Consider the following 20323-nt stretch of genomic DNA (forward strand, 5'->3'; position numbering starts at 1 on the left):
GTGACAGGCGGGGCGGGCGATGTTGAAGCGATGGGTGGCTATGGGTCTGGCGGGCCTTTTCCTGCTGATGGTGCCGGCAAGCCTTTGGGCGGGGGAACTTGACGAAGCGGCGCTTAAAGCCATCGACCGCAGTGTCGAGCAATGGCGGCTCGATTCCCACGTTCCGGGTCTGGTCTATGGCGTCGTCAAGGATGGCCGGCTGATCGTGGTCAGAGGGCAGGGCGTCCAGGACACGACGTCGAAACGTCCGGTGGACGCCCGGTCGCTGTTTCGCATCGCCTCGATGAGCAAGGCGTTCACCGCCCTGGCGATCCTGAAGCTGCGCGACGAGGGCAAGCTGTCGCTGGACGCGACGGCCGAGACCTACCTGCCCGAGATGCGCGGCTGGACCTATCCCAGCGGCGACAGTCGCAAGATCCGGGTGCGCGATCTGCTCAACCATACCGCCGGCTTCGTGACCGACGACCCCTGGGGCGACCGCCAGCAACCGCTGCCGGAAGCCGACTTCACCCGGATGCTGAAAGCCGGAGTGCCCTTCGCCCGGCCGCCTGGCATGGCGATGGAATACTCCAATTTCGGCTATGCCGCTCTGGGCCGCATTGTCAGCAACGTCTCTGGCAGACCTTACTAGGACTATGTGCGCGACAGCATCCTGACGCCGCTTGGCATGGCCTCGACCGGCTACGACATCGCCAAATCGCCGCCTGAGCGGCGCGCCATCGGCTATCGCTGGCAGGATGACGCCTGGCTTCGCGAACCCGACATGGCTGACGGCGTGTTCGGGGCCATGGGCGGGATCGAGACAAGCGCTGAAGACTATGGGCGCTGGATCGCCTTCCTGCTGTCGGCCTGGCCACCCCGTGATGCAGCCGATACCGGCCCCGTCGCTCGGGCCACTGTGCGCGAGATCGTCGAGGGCTCAAATTTTCCCAGGGGCCTTATGCGGGCGACGTCGGCCGGCGGCGCACCCTGCCGGACGGCTCGCACCTATGGCATGGGCTGGTGGGTGGTCGACGACTGCGACCTGGGCCGGGTACTGACCCACGGCGGCGGCTATCCGGGCTACGGCTCGAACATCGTGATGCTGCCCGACAGGGGGATCGGCGTCTTCGTGCTGACCAACCGCACCTATGCAGGTCCGTCAGCCCTGGCCTTGAAGATCGCTCTGGCCTTGCAGGCGACCCAGGCCTTTCCTGAACGGACGGCTCCGGCCAGCCCGGGCGTCGCGGCGGGCTATGAGATGGCGCGTGCGGTCTGGGCGGCAGGATCGATCTCTGTCGCCGACAAGGGGCTGGCGATGAACATGCTTCTGGACCGCGACGCGCCACACTGGGCGCGCGAGCTGTCGCGCCTCAAGGCCGAGGTCGGAGCCTGTACGGCGACTGAGGGCGTGGTGCCGGTGACGGCGATGCAGGGCGCCTTCACCTGGACCTGCGAACACGGCCGTATCCTGGGTAGCTTCCTGCTGGCCCCGACCCAAGCTCCAAGCCTGCAGAAGCTGGACTTCGAGGTTGCCCGGCCATGATCCAGGCCGGGATGGCGGTTGCCTGTCGTCTCGGCGCCTAAAGCAGCGCCGCGCGCATCGCCGCGAAGAAGCCTTCGCGGTCGATGGCCTTGATGACCCGGGCGTTAGGCGGTTTGCGCTTCAGGGCCGGGTCGGCCAGTTCGATATCGGGCAGGATGCCGTGCGAAACGCTGAGATAGCCGCGCGTCAGCTCGCCCACGGTCTCGACATCGACCACGGCCTGCTCGGCCTCGAGGATCAGGCTCTCGTCCAGGGCCAGGGCGCAGGTGAGGGCGTCTGGATGCAGGCTGCCGTTCAGGCCCTCAGTCTCCTGGGCGAAGGCCAGGGAGGCGCGATTGACGGCGGTGAAGAACCGGGCACGGGTTGTTCCCAGGGCGTCGAGGGCCGCCAACTGCTCCAGATCCAGCAGGCCGTCCTTCAGGGTCAGCGTCCAGGTGACGATCGTTAGATTGAAGCCGGCATTGATCACGATCCTGGCGGCTTCTGGATCGGCATAGAAATTGTACTCGGCCGCCGGCGTCACATTGCCCACGCCATTGTCGGTGCCGCCCATCACCCAAAGATGCTTGACCGCCGTGGCGATGCGCGGCTCGCGCAGATAGGCCAGGGCGATATTGGTCAGGGGTGCCTGGGCGATCAGCGTGATCTCGCCGGGCGCGTCCATCACACGGCGCACGATCTCATCGACGGCGTGCCCCGCGGCGGGACGCTGTGCGGCGCGTGCAAAGCCGCTGTCGCTCATGCCGTCGGCCCCGAACACATAGGCGGCATCCAAGGGCGCGCGCGAAAAGGGGGCCTGGCCGCCCAGATAGACCGGAACCCCGCCGGCCCTGTCGCAGGCCTCCAGTGTGACCAGGGCGTTCTCGGCGTGCTGGACGAAGCCCACATTGCCGTGGGCGATGGTGATGGCCTCAACGCTGACGCCGGGGCGGGTGAGGGCGAGCATCAGGGAGAAGACGTCATCCCCGGCGGTGTCGGTATCGATGATCAGGCGCATGGGCCGATTTGACCTGATCCGGGGCGGAGGACCAGAGGGCGCACCGCCGGATTTCTCGGCGTTGGACGACGCGCGTGAAAAAATGCCGGGGATTGATTCAGAACATCTTGTGAACAGAACAAAAGCGGAATATGGAACAAACAAGCAACGACTATGGAGGTTCCTGTGATCCGTTTAGCGCGTGAGTCTTTGGCCCTTGTGTCCGTGGCCAGCTTCGTCTGGATGATGTGCTCGGTCGCCCAGTTGGTGGCCTGAGTCGAGACAGCGGAGACCGGCCATGGCGAACGATGAAGGGCAGGGGTTCGTCCATCTTCGGGTTCGCTCGGCCTATTCGCTGCTGGAAGGGGCCATCAAGGCTGATGTGATCGGCAAACTGGCCGAGGCAGCGGGCATGCCGGCCGCAGGTCTGACCGACCGGGCCAATCTTTTCGGGGCACTAGAATATTCGTCCTATGCCAAGGACGCCGGAATACAGCCGCTGATCGGCTGCGCCCTGCCGGTGTCAGGCGTTGGAGCCGGGCCGACCGAGCGCTGGGCGCGGGCACCGACCATTACCTTGCTGGCCCAGAACGAGCGGGGCTATCTCAATCTCTCCGAGCTCTCGTCGATTGCCTATCTTGAGAGCGGCGAGCTGGCCGAGCCGATTGTGCCCTGGTCCAGGGTGGTCCAGCACGCCGAGGGGCTGATCCTGCTGTCGGGGGGAACTGATGGACCGGTCGATGCCCTGTTTGCGTCTGGCAAGACGGGCGAGGCCACTCAGGCCCTTGCCGAGATGAGCCGGGTGTTCGGCGACCGCTTCTATGTCGAGCTCCAGCGCCATGGCCTGCCGCGCCAGGCCGCCGCCGAGCCGGGCCTGGTCAACTGGGCCTACGAGCACGACGTGCCTCTGGTGGCCACCAACGACGTCTATTTCGCCAAGCGCGAGCTTTACGACGCCCACGACGCCTTGCTGTGCATTTCCGACGGGGCCTTCGTGGGGCAGGACGAGCGGCGGCGGGTGACGCCCGAGCACTGGTTCAAGCCGGCCGCTGACATGCGCAAGCTGTTCGCCGACCTGCCCGAGGCCTGTGACAACACCCTCGATATCGCCCGGCGCTGCGCCTTCCTGGTCAAGAAGCGCGATCCCATCCTGCCCAGCTTCCCCACGACCGGTGGCCGCAGCGAGCCGGAGGAGCTGGAGCACCAGGCGCGCGAGGGGCTGCGGGCCCGCCTCGACGGGCTGGAGCTGGCGGTCGAGGAGCAGGTCTATTGGGACCGGCTGGATTTCGAGCTGGGCATCATCAAGAAGATGGGCTTTCCCGGCTACTTCCTGATCGTGTCGGACTTCATCAAGTGGGCCAAGTCGCACGGCATTCCCGTCGGCCCCGGGCGGGGCTCGGGCGCGGGGTCGCTGGTGGCCTGGGTGCTGACCATCACCGACCTTGATCCGCTGCGCTTTGGCCTGCTGTTCGAGCGCTTCCTCAATCCCGAGCGGGTCTCCATGCCCGACTTCGACATCGACTTCTGCCAGGAGCGTCGGGAAGAGGTCATCGTCTATGTGCAGGAGAAGTATGGTCGGGACCGTGTAGCCCAGATCATCACCTTCGGCAGCCTGCAGGCCCGCGCCGTGCTGCGCGACGTCGGCCGGGTGATGCAGCTGCCGTTGGGCCTGGTGGACCGGCTCTGCAAGATGGTGCCCAACAACCCGGCCGCGCCCGTCACCCTGGCCCAGGCGATCGAGATCGAGCCGCGGCTGAAACAGGCCAAAAAGGAAGACGGCAACGTCTCGGCCTGTCTGGACGTGGCCCTGCAGCTGGAGGGGCTATTCCGCAACGCCTCGACCCACGCCGCCGGCGTGGTGATCGGCGACCGGCCCCTGACCCAGCTGACCCCGCTCTACAAGGATCCACGCTCGGATCTGCCGGCCACCCAGTTCAACATGAAATGGGTCGAGAGCGCCGGCCTGGTGAAGTTCGACTTCCTGGGGCTCAAGACCCTCACCGTGCTGGATCGCGCGGTGAAGCATCTGAAGAAGCGCGGCGCTGAGGTGGACCTGGGCCGGCTGCCCTTCGACGACGCCAAGACCTACGAACTGCTCGCCTCGGGCCAGACCGTTGGTGTGTTCCAGCTGGAAAGCCAGGGCATGCGTGACACCCTGCGCAAGATGCGCTGCGGCTCGATCGAGGAGATCACCGCGCTGATCTCGCTGTATCGACCCGGCCCGATGGACAACATCGACACCTTCGTCGACTGCAAGTTCGGCCGCAAACCCGTCGACACCCTGCACCCGTCGCTTGAGGCTGTGCTCAAGGAGACTTACGGCGTCATCGTCTATCAGGAACAGGTGATGCAGATCGCCCAGATCCTGGCGGGCTATAGCCTGGGCGAGGCTGACCTTCTGCGCCGGGCCATGGGCAAGAAGAAAAAGGAGGAGATGGATCTCCAGAAGATCCGTTTCGTCTCGGGGGCCAAGGAGAAGAATGTTCCCGAGGAGCAGTCGGGGTCGATCTTTGAACTGGTGGCCAAGTTCGCCGGCTACGGCTTCAACAAGAGCCACGCGGCCGCCTATGCCCTGATCGCCTATCAGACCGCCTGGCTGAAGGCCAATACGCCGGTCGAGTTCCTCGCCGCGTCGATGAGCCTGGATATTTCCAACACCGACAAGCTGGCTGTCTTCCATCAGGACGCCCGCCGGTTCGGGATCACGGTGCGGGCACCCGACGTCAATCGCTCGGGAGCCGACTTCGAGGTCGAAAACGGTGAGGTGCTCTATGCTCTGGGCGCCGTGCGCAATGTCGGCCTGGAGGCGATGAAGCATCTGGTCGCCGTGCGCGAGGAGGGCGGGCCGTTCCGCGACATCTTCGACTTCGTCGAGCGGGTCGATCCCAAGCAGGTCAACAAGCGGGCCATCGAAAACCTGGCCCGGGCAGGGGCCTTTGACAGTTTCCACAAGAACCGGGCCCAGATCCTGGCCTCGTCCGACGTCCTGATCAGTCACAGCCAGAGCGTGGCGGCCGACCGCCAGGGCGGGCAGCACGCGCTGTTCGGCGCCGATCCGGCTGCAGGCCGTCCGCGTCTGAAAAAGACCGATCCCTGGAACCAGGTTGATCTGCTGGATGAGGAACTGGCCGCTGTCGGCTTCTACCTGACCGGCCATCCGCTGGAGGACATGGTGGGCATGCTGCGCCGCAAGCGCACGGCCATGCTGACCGAGGTGATCCCCCAGGCCGAGGCCGGTATGGAAGCCTTCCGGATGTGCGGCGTGGTACGTCGACGCCAGGAGCGGGCGTCACAGAGCGGCGAACGCTTTGCCTTCGTGTCGCTGTCCGACCCGACCGGTGAATATGAGGTGCTGTTCCCGCCCGAAGCCCTGCGCAAGTGCCGCGAGGTGCTGGAACCCGGCAAGTCGGTGGCCATCAAGGTTCGGGCGAAGGCGCGTGACGGCGAGGTGCGGTTCTTCGGCGACGATGCTGAGCCCATTGAAAAGGCCATCGAAAACGTGGTGGCGGGATTGCGGGTTCATCTCTCGCCCTCGGCCACCGAGATCGAGGCCCTGCGCAAGCGTCTGGAGCCGGCCGTCTCGCAGCGGGGCGGCGAGGTCAGCCTGATCGCGGCCATCGGTGGCGGCCGGGAGATCGAACTGAAGCTGCCCGGCCGCTACACCCTCGATGCCGCTTTGCGCGGGGCCCTTAAGACTGCGCCTGGTGTCGCCCTGCTTGAGGACGTCTAGGCGCGGCCGGTCCCGTAGCCTTCAAACTGGAGAAGACCATGGCCTTGCATCAGGGCGGCTGTCAGTGCGGCAAGGTTCGCTTCGAGGTCGAAGTTGGGCTTGAAGACGTAATCACCTGCAACTGCTCGCGCTGCGGTCGGCTGGGGTCGATCCTGGCCTTCGCGCCAGAGGAGGACTTCAGGCTGGTGTCGGGGGAAGACGCCCTGACCGACTATCGCTTCAACACCGGCAAGATCGCCCACCTGTTCTGCGCCGACTGCGGGATCGAATCCTTCGGACGCGGGGAGGGGCCGGGCGGCGTGCGGATGGCGGCGATCAATGTGCGCTGCCTGGACGATGTCGATGTTTTTGCGCTGTCACCGACCCCGGTGAACGGCAAGGCGTTCTGATGAGACACGCGCCGAGACTGTGAGGAGCTCAGTCGCAGCCTTGTCGATGGCAAACCGGGCTGGATCGATCGTCAGCCGGCCTTCGTCATCACGCCCTCAGGTCAGGTCAAGCTCAACGCCATGAGGTCAGAATGGATGCCCGTGCAATACCCCCGGCGGCCCTTCGCGACGCCAACGCTGTAGAACTGGCGCGCGTCTGGATCGCGGAGCAGGGGCTGCATTGCTCGCTCAAGTTTGGGCTATACGCCCATGACGGGGTGGATCGGGAGATCTCAGCCTGGGGGATCATTCTGGCGGACCTTGCGGGTCATATCGCCGATGCGCTCAGCGCCGAAGGCATGGGCGCCAAGGCCGCCTTGTTTGAGTCTATCGTCGAGCGCTTCAACGAAGAGGTTTCTGCGCCATCCTCCGAGCGGACGGGCAAGGTTGGTTCCGAGGCCAACTAGGCTGCTGCATCCGCCAGGCGGGGGCAATCTTCCGCCTGAGACCATCTGCAAGGGCCAAGCTATCCGGGCTGACGCCCTGCATAGGGCGCAAATTGCGTCTCTAGCGGCTGGATCCGGCCGACAAGGCTTGCATTTTGATCCGTTCGCGCCTATCTGCCGCGCCATTCCACACGTGGACGTTCGGTTGCTTCGGGGAGAAATCCCGGGGTCACCGTTCCGGTCCCGCTCCGAAATCGTTCGGAACGGGGGTGTCCGCGGAGGTTCAACCGGAAAAAGGATACAGGCCCGATGGCTCTTCCCGAATTCTCCATGCGTCAGCTCCTGGAAGCTGGTGCCCACTTCGGTCACCAGACGCACCGCTGGAACCCGAAGATGGACCGCTACATCTTTGGTTCGCGCTCGAACATCCACATCATCGACCTGTCGCAGTCGATTCCGCTCCTGCACCAGGCTCTGGTGAAGGTGCGTGAAGTCGCCGCCGCCGGCGGTCGCGTGCTGTTCGTCGGCACCAAGCGTCAGGCTTCGGATCCCGTCGCCACCGCTGCCAAGCGCTGCGCCCAGTACTATGTGAACCACCGTTGGCTCGGCGGCACGCTGACCAACTGGCGCACCGTCTCGGGCTCGATCGCTCGCCTGCGCGAACTCGAAGGCATCATGAGCGGCGAAGGCCAGGGTCGTTCCAAGAAGGAACTGCTGCAGCTGACCCGCGAGCGCGACAAGCTGGAGCTGTCGCTGGGCGGCATCAAGGACATGGGCGGTATCCCCGACATCATGTTCGTGATCGACACCAACAAGGAAGCGATCGCGATCCTCGAAGCCCGCAAGCTGAACATCCCGGTCATTGCGATCCTGGATACCAACTGCGATCCGGACGGCATCACCTATCCGATCCCGGGCAACGACGACGCCGCCCGCGCCCTGCAGCTGTATTGCGACCTGATCGCTGACGCCGTCCTCGACGGTCTGGCCGCCGGCCAGGCCTCGTCGGGCGTCGATCTGGGCGCCTCGGTGGCTCCGATGGAACCGACCCTGGCTCGCGAACTGACCCCCGAGCCGGTGGCTGAAGCCGCCGCCCCGGAAGCCGCTCAGGAAGCGACCGCCGAATCGATCGAAGCCGTCGCCGAAGAGCCGGCCGCGAGCTGATTTTCCAGCTTCCGGTTTTCGGACCGGTTGTTGTGACCCTGACATGCGACCGGGCTATCAAGCCCGGTCGTAATTTTGTTTCCCGCGTTTCTCCTGGCGAGCCGGCTTCGGCGGCGGTGGGGAGCGCTCTGATGTTAGATGGAGGAACTCATGGCTGAAGTGACCGCTGCGCTGGTGAAAGAGCTGCGCGAAAAGTCCGGCGTCGGCATGATGGACTGCAAGAAGGCCCTGGTCGAAAACAACGGCGACATCGACGCGTCCATCGACTGGCTGCGCGCCAAGGGCCTGTCCAAGGCCGCCAAGAAGGCTGACCGCGTCGCCGCTGAAGGCCTCGTCGGCATCGCCGTGCGCAATGATGGTGCCGGCATGACCGCGTCGGCCGTCGAAGTGAACGCCGAAACCGACTTCCTGGGCCGCAATGAACTGTTCCAGAACGCCGTCCGCAAGATCGCGGCTGTTGGCCTGGACAGCGAATGCGTCGAGGCCATCAATTCGGCCAAGACCGCCGATGGCGAAGTCGTGTCTGACGTGCTGACCAACCTGATCGCCACCATCGGCGAGAACATGCTGCTGCGTCGCTCGGCCCAGTTCACCGTCGCCCAGGGCGCGGTGTCCTCGTACATCCACAACGCGACCGCGCCCGACCTGGGCCGCATCGGCGTTCTGGTGGCCATCGAAGGCGCCGGCGACCAGGCCAAGATCCTGGAGCTGGGCCGCAAGATCGCCATGCACGTGGCCGCCACCGCGCCGCTCTCGCTGTCGCCGGACGATCTGGACCAGGCCGCGATCGAAAAGGAACGCGCCATCTTCACCGAGCAGGCGCTGGAATCGGGCAAGCCCGCCGCCGTCGTCGAGAAGATGGTTGAAGGCCGTATCCGCAAGTTCCTGGAAGAAGTCGTGCTGCTGAAGCAAGCCTTCGTCATGAACCCGGATCAGACCGTCGAGCAGCTGGTCGCCGAGACCGGCAAGGAATTGGGCGCGCCGCTCACCGTGAAGGGCTTCGTTCGTCTTGCCCTGGGTGAAGGCGTCGAGAAGGCCCCGGAAGGTGACTTCGCCGCTGAAGTCGCCGCCATGGCCGGCCAGGCCTAAGACCCGAGATCCGGGCGTCGCTTTGCGGCGGTCCGGCTCTCAAGCCTTTAAGGGCGCGGTGCGTTTGACGCGCGCCGCGCCCTTCTTGCGCCTTATTGGAACGCGTTTCGCCATTGAACGAGCGGATGTGCGTCTGATCGAAGGTTTGTGAAGTCTTCCGCCCGTCGGACAGGCTTCGATGCAAAACTGATCCCACTTTTGACGAACGCGCACTATGTTGCGTGCCGACGACTCAGGAAGAGCCCGGTCCCATGTCCGCACCCCGCACCATCACGTCGAAGCCTTTCCGCCGCGTGCTCCTGAAGGTTTCGGGTGAAGTGCTGATGGGCGATACGCCCTACGGCATCGATACCAACACCGTGCAGTCGGTGGCTGAGGACATCGCCGAGATCGTCAAGTCAGGCGTTGAACTGTGCCTGGTGATCGGCGGGGGCAATATTTTCCGCGGCATGGCCGGCGCGGCCAGGGGCATGGAGCGATCCAGCGCCGACTATATGGGCATGCTGGCCACGGTCATGAACGCCCTGGCCATGCAGGACGCGCTGGAGCGCATCGGTGTCTCCACCCGCGTGCAGTCGGCTATCCCGATGGCCACGGTCTGCGAGCCTTACATCCGCCGCCGCGCCCAGCGTCATCTGGAAAAGGGCCGGGTGGTGATCTTCGCCGCAGGCACCGGCAATCCGTTCTTCACCACTGACACCGCCGCCGCCCTGCGCGCCGCCGAGATGCAGTGCGACGCCCTGTTCAAGGGCACCAGCGTCGATGGCGTCTATACCGCCGATCCCAAGAAGGATCCGACTGCCGAGCGCTATGACCGTCTGACCTATATGGATGTGCTGGCCAAGGACCTGCGGGTGATGGATGCTTCTGCCGTCGCCCTGATGCGTGACAGCAATATCCCCATCGTGGTGTTCTCCATCAAGGGACGCGGCAATCTGCTGAACGTCCTGAGAGGCGAGGGCACCTTTACCGTCGTCGCACAAGACGCCGCCGCCTAAGACCAGCGAAGAGAGCCCACGCCATGGCCGCCGCCGAAAAGCCCGTCCTGTCCCGCTACAAGGATCGCATGGACAAGTCCGTGCTCGCCCTGAAGGAAGATTTCGCCGGTTTGCGGACCGGCCGCGCCTCGTCCAGCCTGCTCGACCAGATCGTGGTCAACGCCTATGGCTCGATGGTGCAGCTGAACACGGTCGCCTCGATCAGCGTGCCGGAGCCTCGCCAGATCAACGTCAATATCTGGGACAAGGGTGTTGTCTCGGCTGTCGAGAAGGCCATCCGCAATTCCGACCTGGGCCTCAACCCCGTGGTCGAGGGCAACAACCTGCGTATCCCGATCCCGCCGCTGACCGAAGATCGCCGCAAGGATCTGGTCAAGATCGCAGGCAAGTATGCCGAGGCCCAGAAGGTGGCCGTGCGCAACATCCGTCGCGACGCCAATGACGACCTGAAGAAGGCCGAGAAGGCCAGCGTCATCAGCGAGGACGAGCTGAAGAAGATGGAGACGGAGGTCCAGAAGATGACCGACGCGGCCATCAAGCAGGTCGACGAGGCCTTGAAAATCAAAGAACAAGAGATCATGCAGGTTTGATCGTCCGACCGGGGTTCGGGGGAGACGGTAGGGAAGGCTTGAAGCGAATGTCGCCGACGACCGGCCTGCAGGATGTATCGGCGCGCGCTGGGGGCGAGGCGCCGAGCCACCCCCTGCACGTGGCCATCATCATGGACGGGAACGGCCGCTGGGCGAAGCGACGTGGCATGCCGCGCGCGCTGGGCCACCGTGCGGGCGTCAATGCGCTCAAGCGCACGGTCGAAGGCGCGCCAGACCTGGGCGTCGGCGTCCTGACGGTGTTCGGCTTCTCCACCGAAAACTGGCGTCGGCCTGCTCAGGAAGTTTCCGAGCTGATGGGTCTGCTGAAGGCCTATGTCGAATCAGACCTGGAGCGCCTCGCGCGTGAGGGCGTCCGGGTTCGGATCATTGGTCGCCGGACGGGTCTGGCCCCGGATATCCAGGACATCATCGAGCGGGCCGAGCGCCGCACCGCCGACAACAACAAGTTCATCCTGCAGGTTGCCTTCAACTATGGTGGCCGGGCCGATATCGCCGACGCAGCCCGGGCCTTCGCCGAGGCCGTCGAGCGGGGCGAGGCCAAGGCCGCAGACCTGGACGAGGCCGTCTTCGAGGGACTGTTGTCCACCTCGACCGCGCCGGCGCCCGACCTGATCGTTCGCACCAGCGGAGAGCGGCGGATTTCCAATTTTCTGCTCTGGGAATGCGCCTATGCCGAGCTCGTCTTCCAGGACGTGCTGTGGCCTGACTATGGACCTGAAGCGCTTGCGGCGGCCATCGCGGACTATCGCGGCCGCGACCGACGCTATGGAGGCATTGCCGCCGATGACGTCGCCGTCGCCGGCTAAGCGTTTCAACTGGGTCAATCTTCGGGTGCGTGTGGCTTCGGCCACCGTGCTCGTACCCACAGTCGTGGCTGCCGTCTGGTTTGGCGGCGTGTGGTTCCTGGCCCTGATCGCGGTGTGCATTGCGCTTCTGGCCCGCGAGTGGGGTCTGATGAGCGCGCCCAAGGCGCCGATCGGTGTGGCCCTGTCCATCGGCGTGGCTGTTCTGGTCGCGGTCGTGGCGGCTTTCCTGAGACATTACTGGGCGACGTGGCCGCTGCTGGCGGCAGGCGCCCTGGCCGCAGGCCTGATCGCCCGTGGTGCGGTCGAGCGACGGGCCGACGCAGCCTATGGCGTGATCTATATCGCCCCGGCCTGTATCGCCCTGATCTGGCTGCGCCTGCTGCCGGCGGGCCTGAGCTGGACCCTGTTGCTGTTCGCCGTGACCTGGTTTGCCGACATCTTCGCCTTCGTGTTCGGCAGCATTTTCAAGGGGCCCAAGCTGTGGCCCCGGTTCTCGCCCAACAAGACCTGGTCGGGCTTTTTCGGCGGACTGTTCGCGGCCTCTCTGGCGGCTGTCGGCATTGACGCCCTGTCGGCCTGGCTTCCAGCCCTGCCTGACATGAACCTGACATGGCCGATCGCGGCGGTGATCGGGTTCCTGGGCGGCCTGTCGACCATGATGGGCGACCTGTGGGAATCGATGCTCAAGCGCCGGTTCGGCGTGAAGGACTCGGGTGATCTGATCCCGGGTCACGGCGGGTTGCTGGATCGGGTGGACGGCCTGATGTTCGCGGCCATCGTCATCGCCGGCGTGCGGTTCATCTACCTGGCCGGATGGGCCCATTGACGCTCCCCCGCAAGGTCGTGATCCTGGGCTCGACCGGCTCCATCGGCGTTTCCACGCTCAGCCTGTTTCAGGAATCGGGCGCTGCGGTCGAGATCCTGGCCCTGACGGCGGGACGTAATGTCGAGCGGCTGATTGAGCAGGCCAGGCTCTGGCGGCCGCAGGTTGCGGTGATCGACGACGAAAGCCTGCTTGAAGCTCTGCGTGCAGGCCTGGCCGGAACGGGCGTCAAGGCCGCTGCCGGGACGGGCGCCGTGATTGAAGCCGCCGCCATGGGCGCGCAGTGGGTGATGTCGGCCATTGTCGGCGCGGCGGGCCTGGCACCCACCCTGGCCGCCGCACGAACCGGTGCCGTGATCGCCCTGGCCAACAAGGAAAGTCTGGTCTGCGCCGGTCCGGCCTTGCTGCGCATCGCCCGCGAGGCGGGTGGCTCGGTGATCCCCGTCGATTCTGAACATTCGGCGATCTTCCAGGTGCTGCAACCGGCCTGTATCAGCCGGGTGTCGCGGCTGATCCTGACGGCGTCCGGCGGGCCTTTCCGCACCTGGACGCGCGACCAGATGGCCCTGGCCACGCCCGAACAGGCGGTCGCCCATCCCAACTGGTCGATGGGCGCCAAGATTTCGGTCGATTCTGCGACGATGATGAACAAGGGCCTCGAGATGATCGAGGCGTCCTATCTGTTCGACACGCCCGAAGATCGCATCGACGCCGTGATCCATCCGCAGTCCGTGATCCACAGCCTGGTGGAATATGCCGACGGCTCGACCCTGGCGCAGCTGGGGCCGCCCGACATGCGCAGCCCGATCGCCTGCGCCTTCGCCTGGCCCGACAGGCTCCCCTGGCCCGCACCGCGCCTGGATCTGGCGGCCTACGGCCAGCTGACCTTCGAAGCACCCGACCTTGAGCGCTTCCCCTCGATCGCCATCGCCCGTGAGGCCATGCGGCTGGGCGGTGGCGCGCCGGCTGCCATGAACGCCGCTAATGAAGTGGGCGTCGCCGCTTTCCTTGACCGTCAGATCGGCTTTCTGGATATTGCCGCCGCAGTCGCGGAGACCCTGGAAAGCATGAACGGCCTGGGTTCCCTTGACGACGCTGGCGGTGACCCGCTTGAAAGCGCCATGATGACGGATGCCAGCGCCCGCCGCATTGCGGCCGAGGTTGTCGCGCAAAAGCGTCGGCGGAACTGAGTCCGGAGAGCCCAGCCTAGATGATCGATGTCCTGATCTTTGTCGCCTCCACGTTGTTCGTGCTGTCGATCGTCGTGACGATCCACGAGCTCGGGCACTTCTGGGCGGCGCGCGCGTGTGGCGTGGCGATCGACTGCTTCTCGATCGGCTTTGGCCCGGCCATCGCCTCCTGGCGCGACAAGTCTGGCGTCGAGTGGCGGATCGCGTCGATCCCGCTGGGCGGCTATGTGCGCTTTTCGGGCGACGAAAACGCCGCCAGCGTGCCCGATCAGAACGATCTGGCGGGCATGAAGCGCGCCATTGTCGAGCGCGAGGGCGAGGCGGCGGTAGATCGCTACTTCCATTTCAAGCCGGTCTGGCAGCGGGCGATCATTGCCGCCGCCGGCCCGATGGCCAATTTCGCCCTGGCCATCGTCATCATGGCCGCCTTCCTGCTGCTGATTGGCAAGCCTCAGGGCGTGGCCACGGTCCGCAACGTCATGCCCGGCACCGCCGCCGAGGCCGCAGGCTTCCGCCCGGGCGACGTATTCGTCTCGGCCGACCGCGTGGCGGTCAAGAGCGCCCAGGATCTGAGTGCCTACGTGTCTCTGCGCGCCAACATGCCGATCAATTTCCTGATCGAGCGCGACGGTGCCCGTATGAACCTGATCGCCACCCCGCGCTTCGTAGAGGTGAAGGATGAGATTCGAGGTCGCGTTAAGGAAGGCCGGCTGGGCGTTGAGAACGTCAGCGTCACGCGCTTCCAGAAGTCGACGCTGATCCGCGCCGTGCCTGACGCAGTTGTCGATGTCTGGGGCATGCTCAAGACCATCGCCTTCTATCTGGGACGCCTGGTCACGGGGCAGGTGCCTGCTGATCAGATCAGTGGCCTGATCGGCATCGGCCACACCGCCGGCGCGGTGACCAAGGCCAGCGTCGCCGATGCGCCCGATACCCAGACCCTGCTGCTACGTCTGGTTATCAGCCAGATGCTGCTGATCGCCAGCCTGTCGGTCAGCATCGGCTTCATGAATCTGCTGCCAATCCCGGTGCTCGATGGTGGTCATCTGGTGATGTACGCCTATGAAGCGCTGTTTCGCCGGCCTCTGCGCGCTGAATTCCAGGCGGCGGGCTTCCGGGCGGGGCTTGCGCTGCTGCTGGGTTTCATGCTGTTCGCGGCGTGGAACGACCTCAACCGATACGACGTGTTCAAATTCATCGGCGGTCTGTTCACGTGAACGCCCGCTCTTCGTCCATGAATGGTCCCATGAACAATCTTCGCGCCCACAGCGCCGCGTTCGCCACCGGTATGGCGCTTCTTCTCGGCTCCACCGCGCTGGTTGCGCCGCAGGCCGCGTTCGCGCAGGCCGCCGCGCCATCGGGCGTGGTGCAGCGGATCGTCATCCAGGGTAACGAGCGGATCGAGCAGGGGACCGTGATCTCCTATCTCCCGATCCAGCTGGGCGACACGGTCGACGCCGCGCGCCTCGACCTGGCGCTGAAGACCCTGGCCCGCACCGACCTGTTCGCCGACGTGAAGATCGAGATGCTGTCGGGCGACCTGATCGTGAAGGTCGTTGAGAACCCGATCATCAACCAGGTGGTCTTCGAGGGCAATTCGTCGCTCAAGGAAGACAAGCTGAAGGACGAAGTCCAGATCCGCCCGCGCGGCATCTTCACCCGCGCCAAGGTCCAGGCCGACGTCCAGCGTATCATCGAGCTGTATCGCCGCTCGGGCCGCATCTCGGCCACCGTGACGCCCAAGGTGGTGGAACTGCCGCAAAAGCGCGTCGACCTGGTGTTCGAGATCAATGAAGGCCCGAAGAGCGGCGTCCTGGGGATCAACTTCCTTGGCAATTCGGAATATTCGGACAACGAACTGCGCGATGTGATCGTGACCAAGGAGTCGCACTGGTACAAGTTCCTGACCAGCAACGACAATTACGACCCTGACCGGATCGAGTACGACCGCGAGCAGCTGCGCAAGCACTATCGCAATCGCGGCTATTTCGACTTCCGCGTCGTCTCGTCGGTGGCTGAACTGGCGCCGGACAAGAACGGTTTTGCGGTCAGCTACACCCTTGAAGAGGGCCCCAAGTACAAGTTCGGCAAGATCACGGTCGACACTGAGCTTAAGAAGCTGGACGGCACGCTGCTGGCCCAGATCCTGCCCATCCGCACCGGCCAGCTGTATGAAGACGAGCGGATCGAACAGGCCACGGACGCCCTGACTTTCGCTGCCGGTGCCGCCGGCTTCGCCTTCGTGGACGTGCGTCCGCGTTATGTGCCCAACCGCGAGACCAATACGGTCGATGTGGTGTTCCAGGTCCGCGAAGGGCCGCGTGTCTATGTCGATCGCATCGACATCGTCGGCAACACCCGGACCCTGGATTACGTCCTGCGCCGCGAACTGGAAGTCGCCGAGGGCGACGCCTACAACCGTGTGCTCGTCGACCGGTCCAAGAACAACATCCGTCGCCTGGGCTTCTTCAAGGAAGTCGAGATCGAGGAAATCCCCGGTGGCGCGCCCGACCGCACCGCCTTGCGGGTCAAGGTCGAGGAGCAGCCGACGGGCGAGCTGTCGTTCAGCGCGGGCTACAGCTCGGTCGACAAGCTCGTGCTCGACGTGGGCATCACCGAGCGGAACTTCCGCGGGCGTGGCCAGAACATGCGGGGCCGGATTTCGGTGGGCTCGCTGCGTCAGCAGATCGACTTTGCCTTCACCGAGCCACGCTTCCTGAGCCGTAACCTCGTGGCCGGCGTCGATATCTATTCGTTCCGTTATGACCTGAGCGATTTCGCCGCCTATGACACCAGCTCGGTGGGCGGCAATGTTCGCATCGGCTTCCCGCTGACCCAGAACGCCTCGATGAGCATGCGCTATACGCTGCGTCGCGATGAGGTGAGCGTGTCAGACAATCTCTGCACCAGCGGTTCGGTCTCGCAGATCCTTTGCCTTCAGCGTGGCGCCTACATGACCTCGCTGATTGGCTACGGCCTTCGGATCGACAAGCGCAACGACCCCATCCAGCCTACGCGCGGCTGGTTCGCCGACCTGAACCAGGATCTGGCGGGCTTCGGCGGCGACGTGAACTACCTCAAAACCGAAGCCGACGGCGGCTGGTACTGGGGCTTCAACAAGGACTTCATCTTCAGCGCCACCGGTTCGGCCGGCTATATCGAGGGCTGGGGCGGCGACAACGTGCGCATCAACGACCGCTTCTACAAGGGCGGCACCAGCTTCCGGGGCTTCGAGACGGCCGGTATCGGTCCGCGCGATACCTCGACGGCCAGCAATTCGATGGGCGCCAAGCTCTATGCGATCGGGTCCTTCGAGCTGACCGTTCCGACCCTGTTGCCGGAACAGTACGGCATCAAGGCCGCACTGTTCAGCGACGTCGGCACCGCCGGTCTGCTGGACGATGTCGATCGCCAGTCCTCGACCGGTGTGTTCGATCCCAACATCGCCGACAATCTGGGGCTCCGCGCATCGGCGGGCGTCAGCATCGACTGGAAATCACCCATGGGGCCGATCCGGTTCGATTTCAGCAAGATCCTCTCCAAGGAAGACTATGACCGGACCGAAACGTTCCGGTTCTCCACCTCCACAAGGTTCTAATGATCATGAATTCGAAGTTCCTGACCGCGACCGCTTCCAGCCTCGTCGCGCTTGCCATGGCGTCCAGCGCCATGGCCCAGACCGCTCCCGCCGCTGCTCCGGCGGCTCCGGCCATCACGCATGGCCCCGCCACTCCCGGCGTCTGCATCCTGTCCAGCCAGCGCGCCGTCGGTGCCTCGCAGGTGGGTCAGGCCGTGGATGCGCGCCTGAAGGTCATCATCCAGCAGGTCAATGCCGAGCTGACCGGCGAGCGCACCGCGCTCGACAATGAAGCCAAGGCCCTCGACGCCAAGCGCGCCACCCTTGACCAGGGCTCGCTGGAGCAGCAGGCTGCGGCCCTGCAGGTCAAGGCCAACGCCTGGCAGCGCAAGGGTCAGCAGCGCCAGAAGGAAGTTGAAGCCACCGAGCAGAAGGCGCTGTCGCGCGTCTATCAAGAGCTCGATCCGGCCATCAAGCAGGTCTATCAGCAGCGCACCTGCGGCCTTCTGGTCGACCGCGAGTCGGTTCTGCTGGCCAATCCGGCCATGGACATCACCGATGCCGTCGTCGTGGCCCTGAACGCCCGCATCAAGACCCTGACCTTTGATCGCGAACGTCTGGACCAGGCTCTGCCGGGCGCTCAAGCTCTGCAGCCGACCAAGAAATAAGCGAGTCGCTGGCCCGGGCCCTAGCCCGGGCCGCTCGCCCCAAGAGGACCTGATGCCGGACCCACGCTTCTTCGACGACCTGGGTCCGGTGTCGCTCCGCGAGCTGGCGCGCCTGTCATCCGCCACCCTGGCTGACCCGGCGGTTTCCGAACGGTCCATCGACCACGTTGCCCCGCTCGACGGGGCCGGTGAGGGGGCCGTGGCTTTCTTTTCCGATCCCAAGCGCCGCGAGGCTGCCGCCGCCACCAAGGCCGGCGCGTGCTTCGTCAGGCCTGAGCATGCCGACCTGCTCGGGCCGGGCTGCGCGGCGCTGCTGACCGCCCATCCGCAAGCCGCTTGGGCCGCTGCTGCCGGTCGACTGCACGCCCAGCGCCGTCATGATCCCGCAGCGCCGTTGATCCATCCCGACAGCCAGGTCGAAGCCGGTGCCCGGCTGTCGCCCGGCGTGGCCATCGGCCAAGGGGCCCGGGTCGGTCGCGGAACCGCGATCGCGCCCGGCGTGGTCATCGGCCCCGGCGTCTCCATTGGTCGCGACTGCGTCATCGGTGCCAACGCCGTGATCGGCTTTGCCCTGATTGGTGACCGGGTGTCGATCCACGCCGGTGCCGTGATCGGCGAGGCGGGATTCGGGGCGGCGGCAGGACCGCGTGGCGTTGTTGATCTGCCGCAGCTGGGGCGGGTGGTGATCCAGGACGGCGTGACCATCGGGGCCAACAGCTGCGTGGATCGAGGCGCCTTTGACGATACGACCATCGGCGAGAACACCAAGATCGACAATCTGGTCCACGTCGCCCACAACGTCCGTGTGGGGCGAAACTGCGTGCTGGCGGCCTATACCGGAATTTCGGGCAGCACCGTCGTCGGCGACGGGGTGGCGTTTGGCGGCAAGGCCGGCGTCGCCGATCACCTGACCATCGGCTCGGGCGCCAGCATCGGCGCCTCGGCCTCGGTGTTCAAGCCCGTGCCGGCGGGCGAAACATGGACTGGATTTCCGGCGCGGCCGCTGAAGCGGTGGCTCCGGGAGACCGCATGGCTGTCGCGCATGGCGGGCGGCCGGGGAACAAGGGGCTAAGTATGGGCCAGGACATCGCCGAAACGGCGCAATCTGCAATCGACATCAGTGAGATCCTCGCCAGGATTCCGCACCGCTATCCGTTCCTTCTGGTCGACAGGGCCGAGGACTATCAGCCGCACAAGTCTATCGTCGGCATCAAGTGCGTGACGATGAACGAGCCGTTTTTCCAGGGCCATTTCCCGGGCAATCCGGTGATGCCTGGCGTGCTGATCATCGAGGCCATGGCCCAGACCGGCGCGGTGCTGATGAGCAAGTCGCTGGAAGTCGACACCGAGGGCAAGACCATCTTCTTCATGTCGGTCGACAACGCCCGTTTCCGCAATCCCGTGCGCCCCGGTGACGTGATCCGCATGGAGGTCGAGGTGACGCGCTCGCGCTCGACCATCTTCAAGTTCAAGGGCGTGGCCAAGGTGAACGACAAGGTCGCCGCCGAAGCCGAATTCGCCGCCATGGTCGTGGAGACGCCGACCAAATGACCCAGATCCATCCTACCGCGATTATCGCCCCCGGCGCGAAGCTGGCCCAGGATGTCGAGATCGGGCCGTTCTGCATCGTCGGCGCCGACGTGACGCTGGAAGCCGGCGTGCGGCTGATGTCGCATGTGGTGATCGAGGGGGCCTCCACCCTGGGCGAAGGCTGCGTGGTCCACCCCTTCGCCAATTTGGGCGGACCGCCCCAGCACCTTGGGCACAAGGGCGAGCGCACAGAACTTCTGATCGGCCCGCGCAACATCATCCGCGAGCATGTCACCATGCATACCGGCACCGCTTCGGGCAAAGGCGTGACTACTGTCGGTAGCGACGGCCTCTATATGGTCGGTTCGCACATCGCCCATGACTGCGACGTCGGCAATCATGTGGTGATGGCCAAGGGCGCGACCCTGGGCGGGCATGTGGCCATCGGCGACTATGTGTTCATGGGCGGTCTGGCGGCGGCGCACCAGTTCACCCGTATCGGCCGTTACAGCTTCATCGGCGGCCTGGCCGCCGTGACCAAGGACGTCATTCCCTACGGCTCGGTGTGGGGCAACCACGCCCATCTCGAAGGCCTCAACCTTGTCGGTTTGAAGCGTCGTGGCTTCAGCCGCGAGACGATCAACGCCCTGCGCGCCGCCTATCGCCTGATGTTCGCCAACGAAGGCACCTTCCAGGAGCGCCTGGAGGACGTGGCCGAGATCCACGCTGGCAATGCCGAGGTGATGGAGATCGTCGACTTCGTCCGCGCCGACGCCAATCGCCCGCTCTGCCTGCCCGAGCGCGAGGTCTAGGCTCTCCCAC

18 protein-coding genes and 1 pseudogene are annotated in these 20323 nt (G+C 65.2%); 18 read left to right on the forward strand and 1 reads right to left on the reverse strand.

Features of this window, described 5'->3' with window-relative positions; all coding sequences use genetic code 11:
- The first annotated feature begins 67 nt into the window (after window positions 1–67).
- Window positions 68–1525, forward strand: a pseudogene (locus ACW179_RS14340) (serine hydrolase domain-containing protein).
- A gap of 37 nt (window positions 1526–1562) precedes the next feature.
- Here the strand turns inward: ACW179_RS14340 and ACW179_RS14345 are convergent.
- Window positions 1563–2522 (reverse strand): nucleoside hydrolase, encoded by a 960-nt coding sequence (locus ACW179_RS14345; protein WP_492060153.1) that lies wholly within the window; start codon window positions 2520–2522, stop codon window positions 1563–1565.
- A 153-nt stretch (window positions 2523–2675) separates the two neighbouring features.
- On the opposite strand from ACW179_RS14345, the gene sidA reads away from it, so the two are divergent.
- From sidA to lpxA, 17 genes are all read left to right on the forward strand, one after another.
- Entirely contained in the window at window positions 2676–2777 is a 102-nt protein-coding gene (gene sidA, locus ACW179_RS14350; protein WP_492060154.1) for a cell division inhibitor SidA, read from the forward strand.
- A gap of 22 nt (window positions 2778–2799) precedes the next feature.
- Window positions 2800–6231, forward strand: coding sequence for a DNA polymerase III subunit alpha (gene dnaE / locus ACW179_RS14355; RefSeq protein ID WP_492060155.1), 3432 nt, complete (start codon window positions 2800–2802; stop codon window positions 6229–6231).
- 38 nt (window positions 6232–6269) lie between these two features.
- A complete protein-coding gene (locus ACW179_RS14360; protein ID WP_492060156.1) occupies window positions 6270–6620 on the forward strand; it encodes a GFA family protein in 351 nt (116 codons plus the stop codon).
- A 131-nt stretch (window positions 6621–6751) separates the two neighbouring features.
- Window positions 6752–7066, forward strand: coding sequence for a DUF5076 domain-containing protein (locus ACW179_RS14365; protein WP_492060157.1), 315 nt, complete (start codon window positions 6752–6754; stop codon window positions 7064–7066).
- 288 nt (window positions 7067–7354) lie between these two features.
- A complete protein-coding gene (gene rpsB / locus ACW179_RS14370) occupies window positions 7355–8209 on the forward strand; it encodes a 30S ribosomal protein S2 (protein ID WP_492060158.1) in 855 nt (284 codons plus the stop codon).
- A 150-nt stretch (window positions 8210–8359) separates the two neighbouring features.
- Window positions 8360–9298 (forward strand): translation elongation factor Ts, encoded by a 939-nt coding sequence (gene tsf, locus ACW179_RS14375; RefSeq protein WP_492060159.1) that lies wholly within the window; start codon window positions 8360–8362, stop codon window positions 9296–9298.
- A gap of 251 nt (window positions 9299–9549) precedes the next feature.
- Window positions 9550–10296 carry a UMP kinase gene (pyrH, locus tag ACW179_RS14380; RefSeq protein WP_492060160.1) on the forward strand — a complete coding sequence of 249 codons (747 nt, stop codon included), beginning with the start codon at window positions 9550–9552 and terminating at the stop codon, window positions 10294–10296.
- A 23-nt stretch (window positions 10297–10319) separates the two neighbouring features.
- Window positions 10320–10886, forward strand: coding sequence for a ribosome recycling factor (frr, locus tag ACW179_RS14385; RefSeq protein WP_492060161.1), 567 nt, complete (start codon window positions 10320–10322; stop codon window positions 10884–10886).
- A 47-nt stretch (window positions 10887–10933) separates the two neighbouring features.
- Window positions 10934–11713, forward strand: a complete 780-nt coding sequence (uppS, locus tag ACW179_RS14390) for a polyprenyl diphosphate synthase (protein WP_492060162.1) — start codon at window positions 10934–10936, stop codon at window positions 11711–11713.
- Complete coding sequence (locus ACW179_RS14395; RefSeq protein WP_492060163.1) at window positions 11691–12539, forward strand: phosphatidate cytidylyltransferase; 849 nt, start codon at window positions 11691–11693, stop codon at window positions 12537–12539. The genes uppS and ACW179_RS14395 overlap by 23 nt, the downstream gene beginning before the upstream one ends.
- Window positions 12527–13726 carry a 1-deoxy-D-xylulose-5-phosphate reductoisomerase gene (gene dxr, locus ACW179_RS14400; RefSeq protein ID WP_492060164.1) on the forward strand — a complete coding sequence of 400 codons (1200 nt, stop codon included), beginning with the start codon at window positions 12527–12529 and terminating at the stop codon, window positions 13724–13726. Before ACW179_RS14395 ends, dxr begins: the two co-directional genes overlap by 13 nt.
- Window positions 13727–13746: 20 nt before the next feature.
- Window positions 13747–14943 carry a M50 family metallopeptidase gene (locus tag ACW179_RS14405; RefSeq protein ID WP_492060165.1) on the forward strand — a complete coding sequence of 399 codons (1197 nt, stop codon included), beginning with the start codon at window positions 13747–13749 and terminating at the stop codon, window positions 14941–14943.
- Window positions 14944–14960: 17 nt separating this feature from the next.
- On the forward strand, window positions 14961–17324 hold the full coding sequence (gene bamA / locus ACW179_RS14410; protein ID WP_492060166.1) for an outer membrane protein assembly factor BamA: 2364 nt from the start codon (window positions 14961–14963) through the stop codon (window positions 17322–17324).
- Between the two features lie 5 nt (window positions 17325–17329).
- Window positions 17330–17971: an OmpH/Skp family outer membrane protein gene (locus tag ACW179_RS14415; RefSeq protein WP_492064320.1), complete on the forward strand. Its 642-nt coding sequence runs from the start codon at window positions 17330–17332 to the stop codon at window positions 17969–17971.
- 52 nt (window positions 17972–18023) lie between these two features.
- Window positions 18024–19043 carry a UDP-3-O-(3-hydroxymyristoyl)glucosamine N-acyltransferase gene (gene lpxD, locus ACW179_RS14420; protein WP_492060167.1) on the forward strand — a complete coding sequence of 340 codons (1020 nt, stop codon included), beginning with the start codon at window positions 18024–18026 and terminating at the stop codon, window positions 19041–19043.
- A gap of 2 nt (window positions 19044–19045) precedes the next feature.
- Complete coding sequence (gene fabZ, locus ACW179_RS14425) at window positions 19046–19522, forward strand: 3-hydroxyacyl-ACP dehydratase FabZ (protein ID WP_492060168.1); 477 nt, start codon at window positions 19046–19048, stop codon at window positions 19520–19522.
- Entirely contained in the window at window positions 19519–20313 is a 795-nt protein-coding gene (gene lpxA, locus ACW179_RS14430; RefSeq protein WP_492060169.1) for an acyl-ACP--UDP-N-acetylglucosamine O-acyltransferase, read from the forward strand. Before fabZ ends, lpxA begins: the two co-directional genes overlap by 4 nt.
- The last annotated feature ends 10 nt before the right edge of the window (window positions 20314–20323 follow it).

The organism is Caulobacter sp. AVps18 (genome assembly GCF_058681425.1).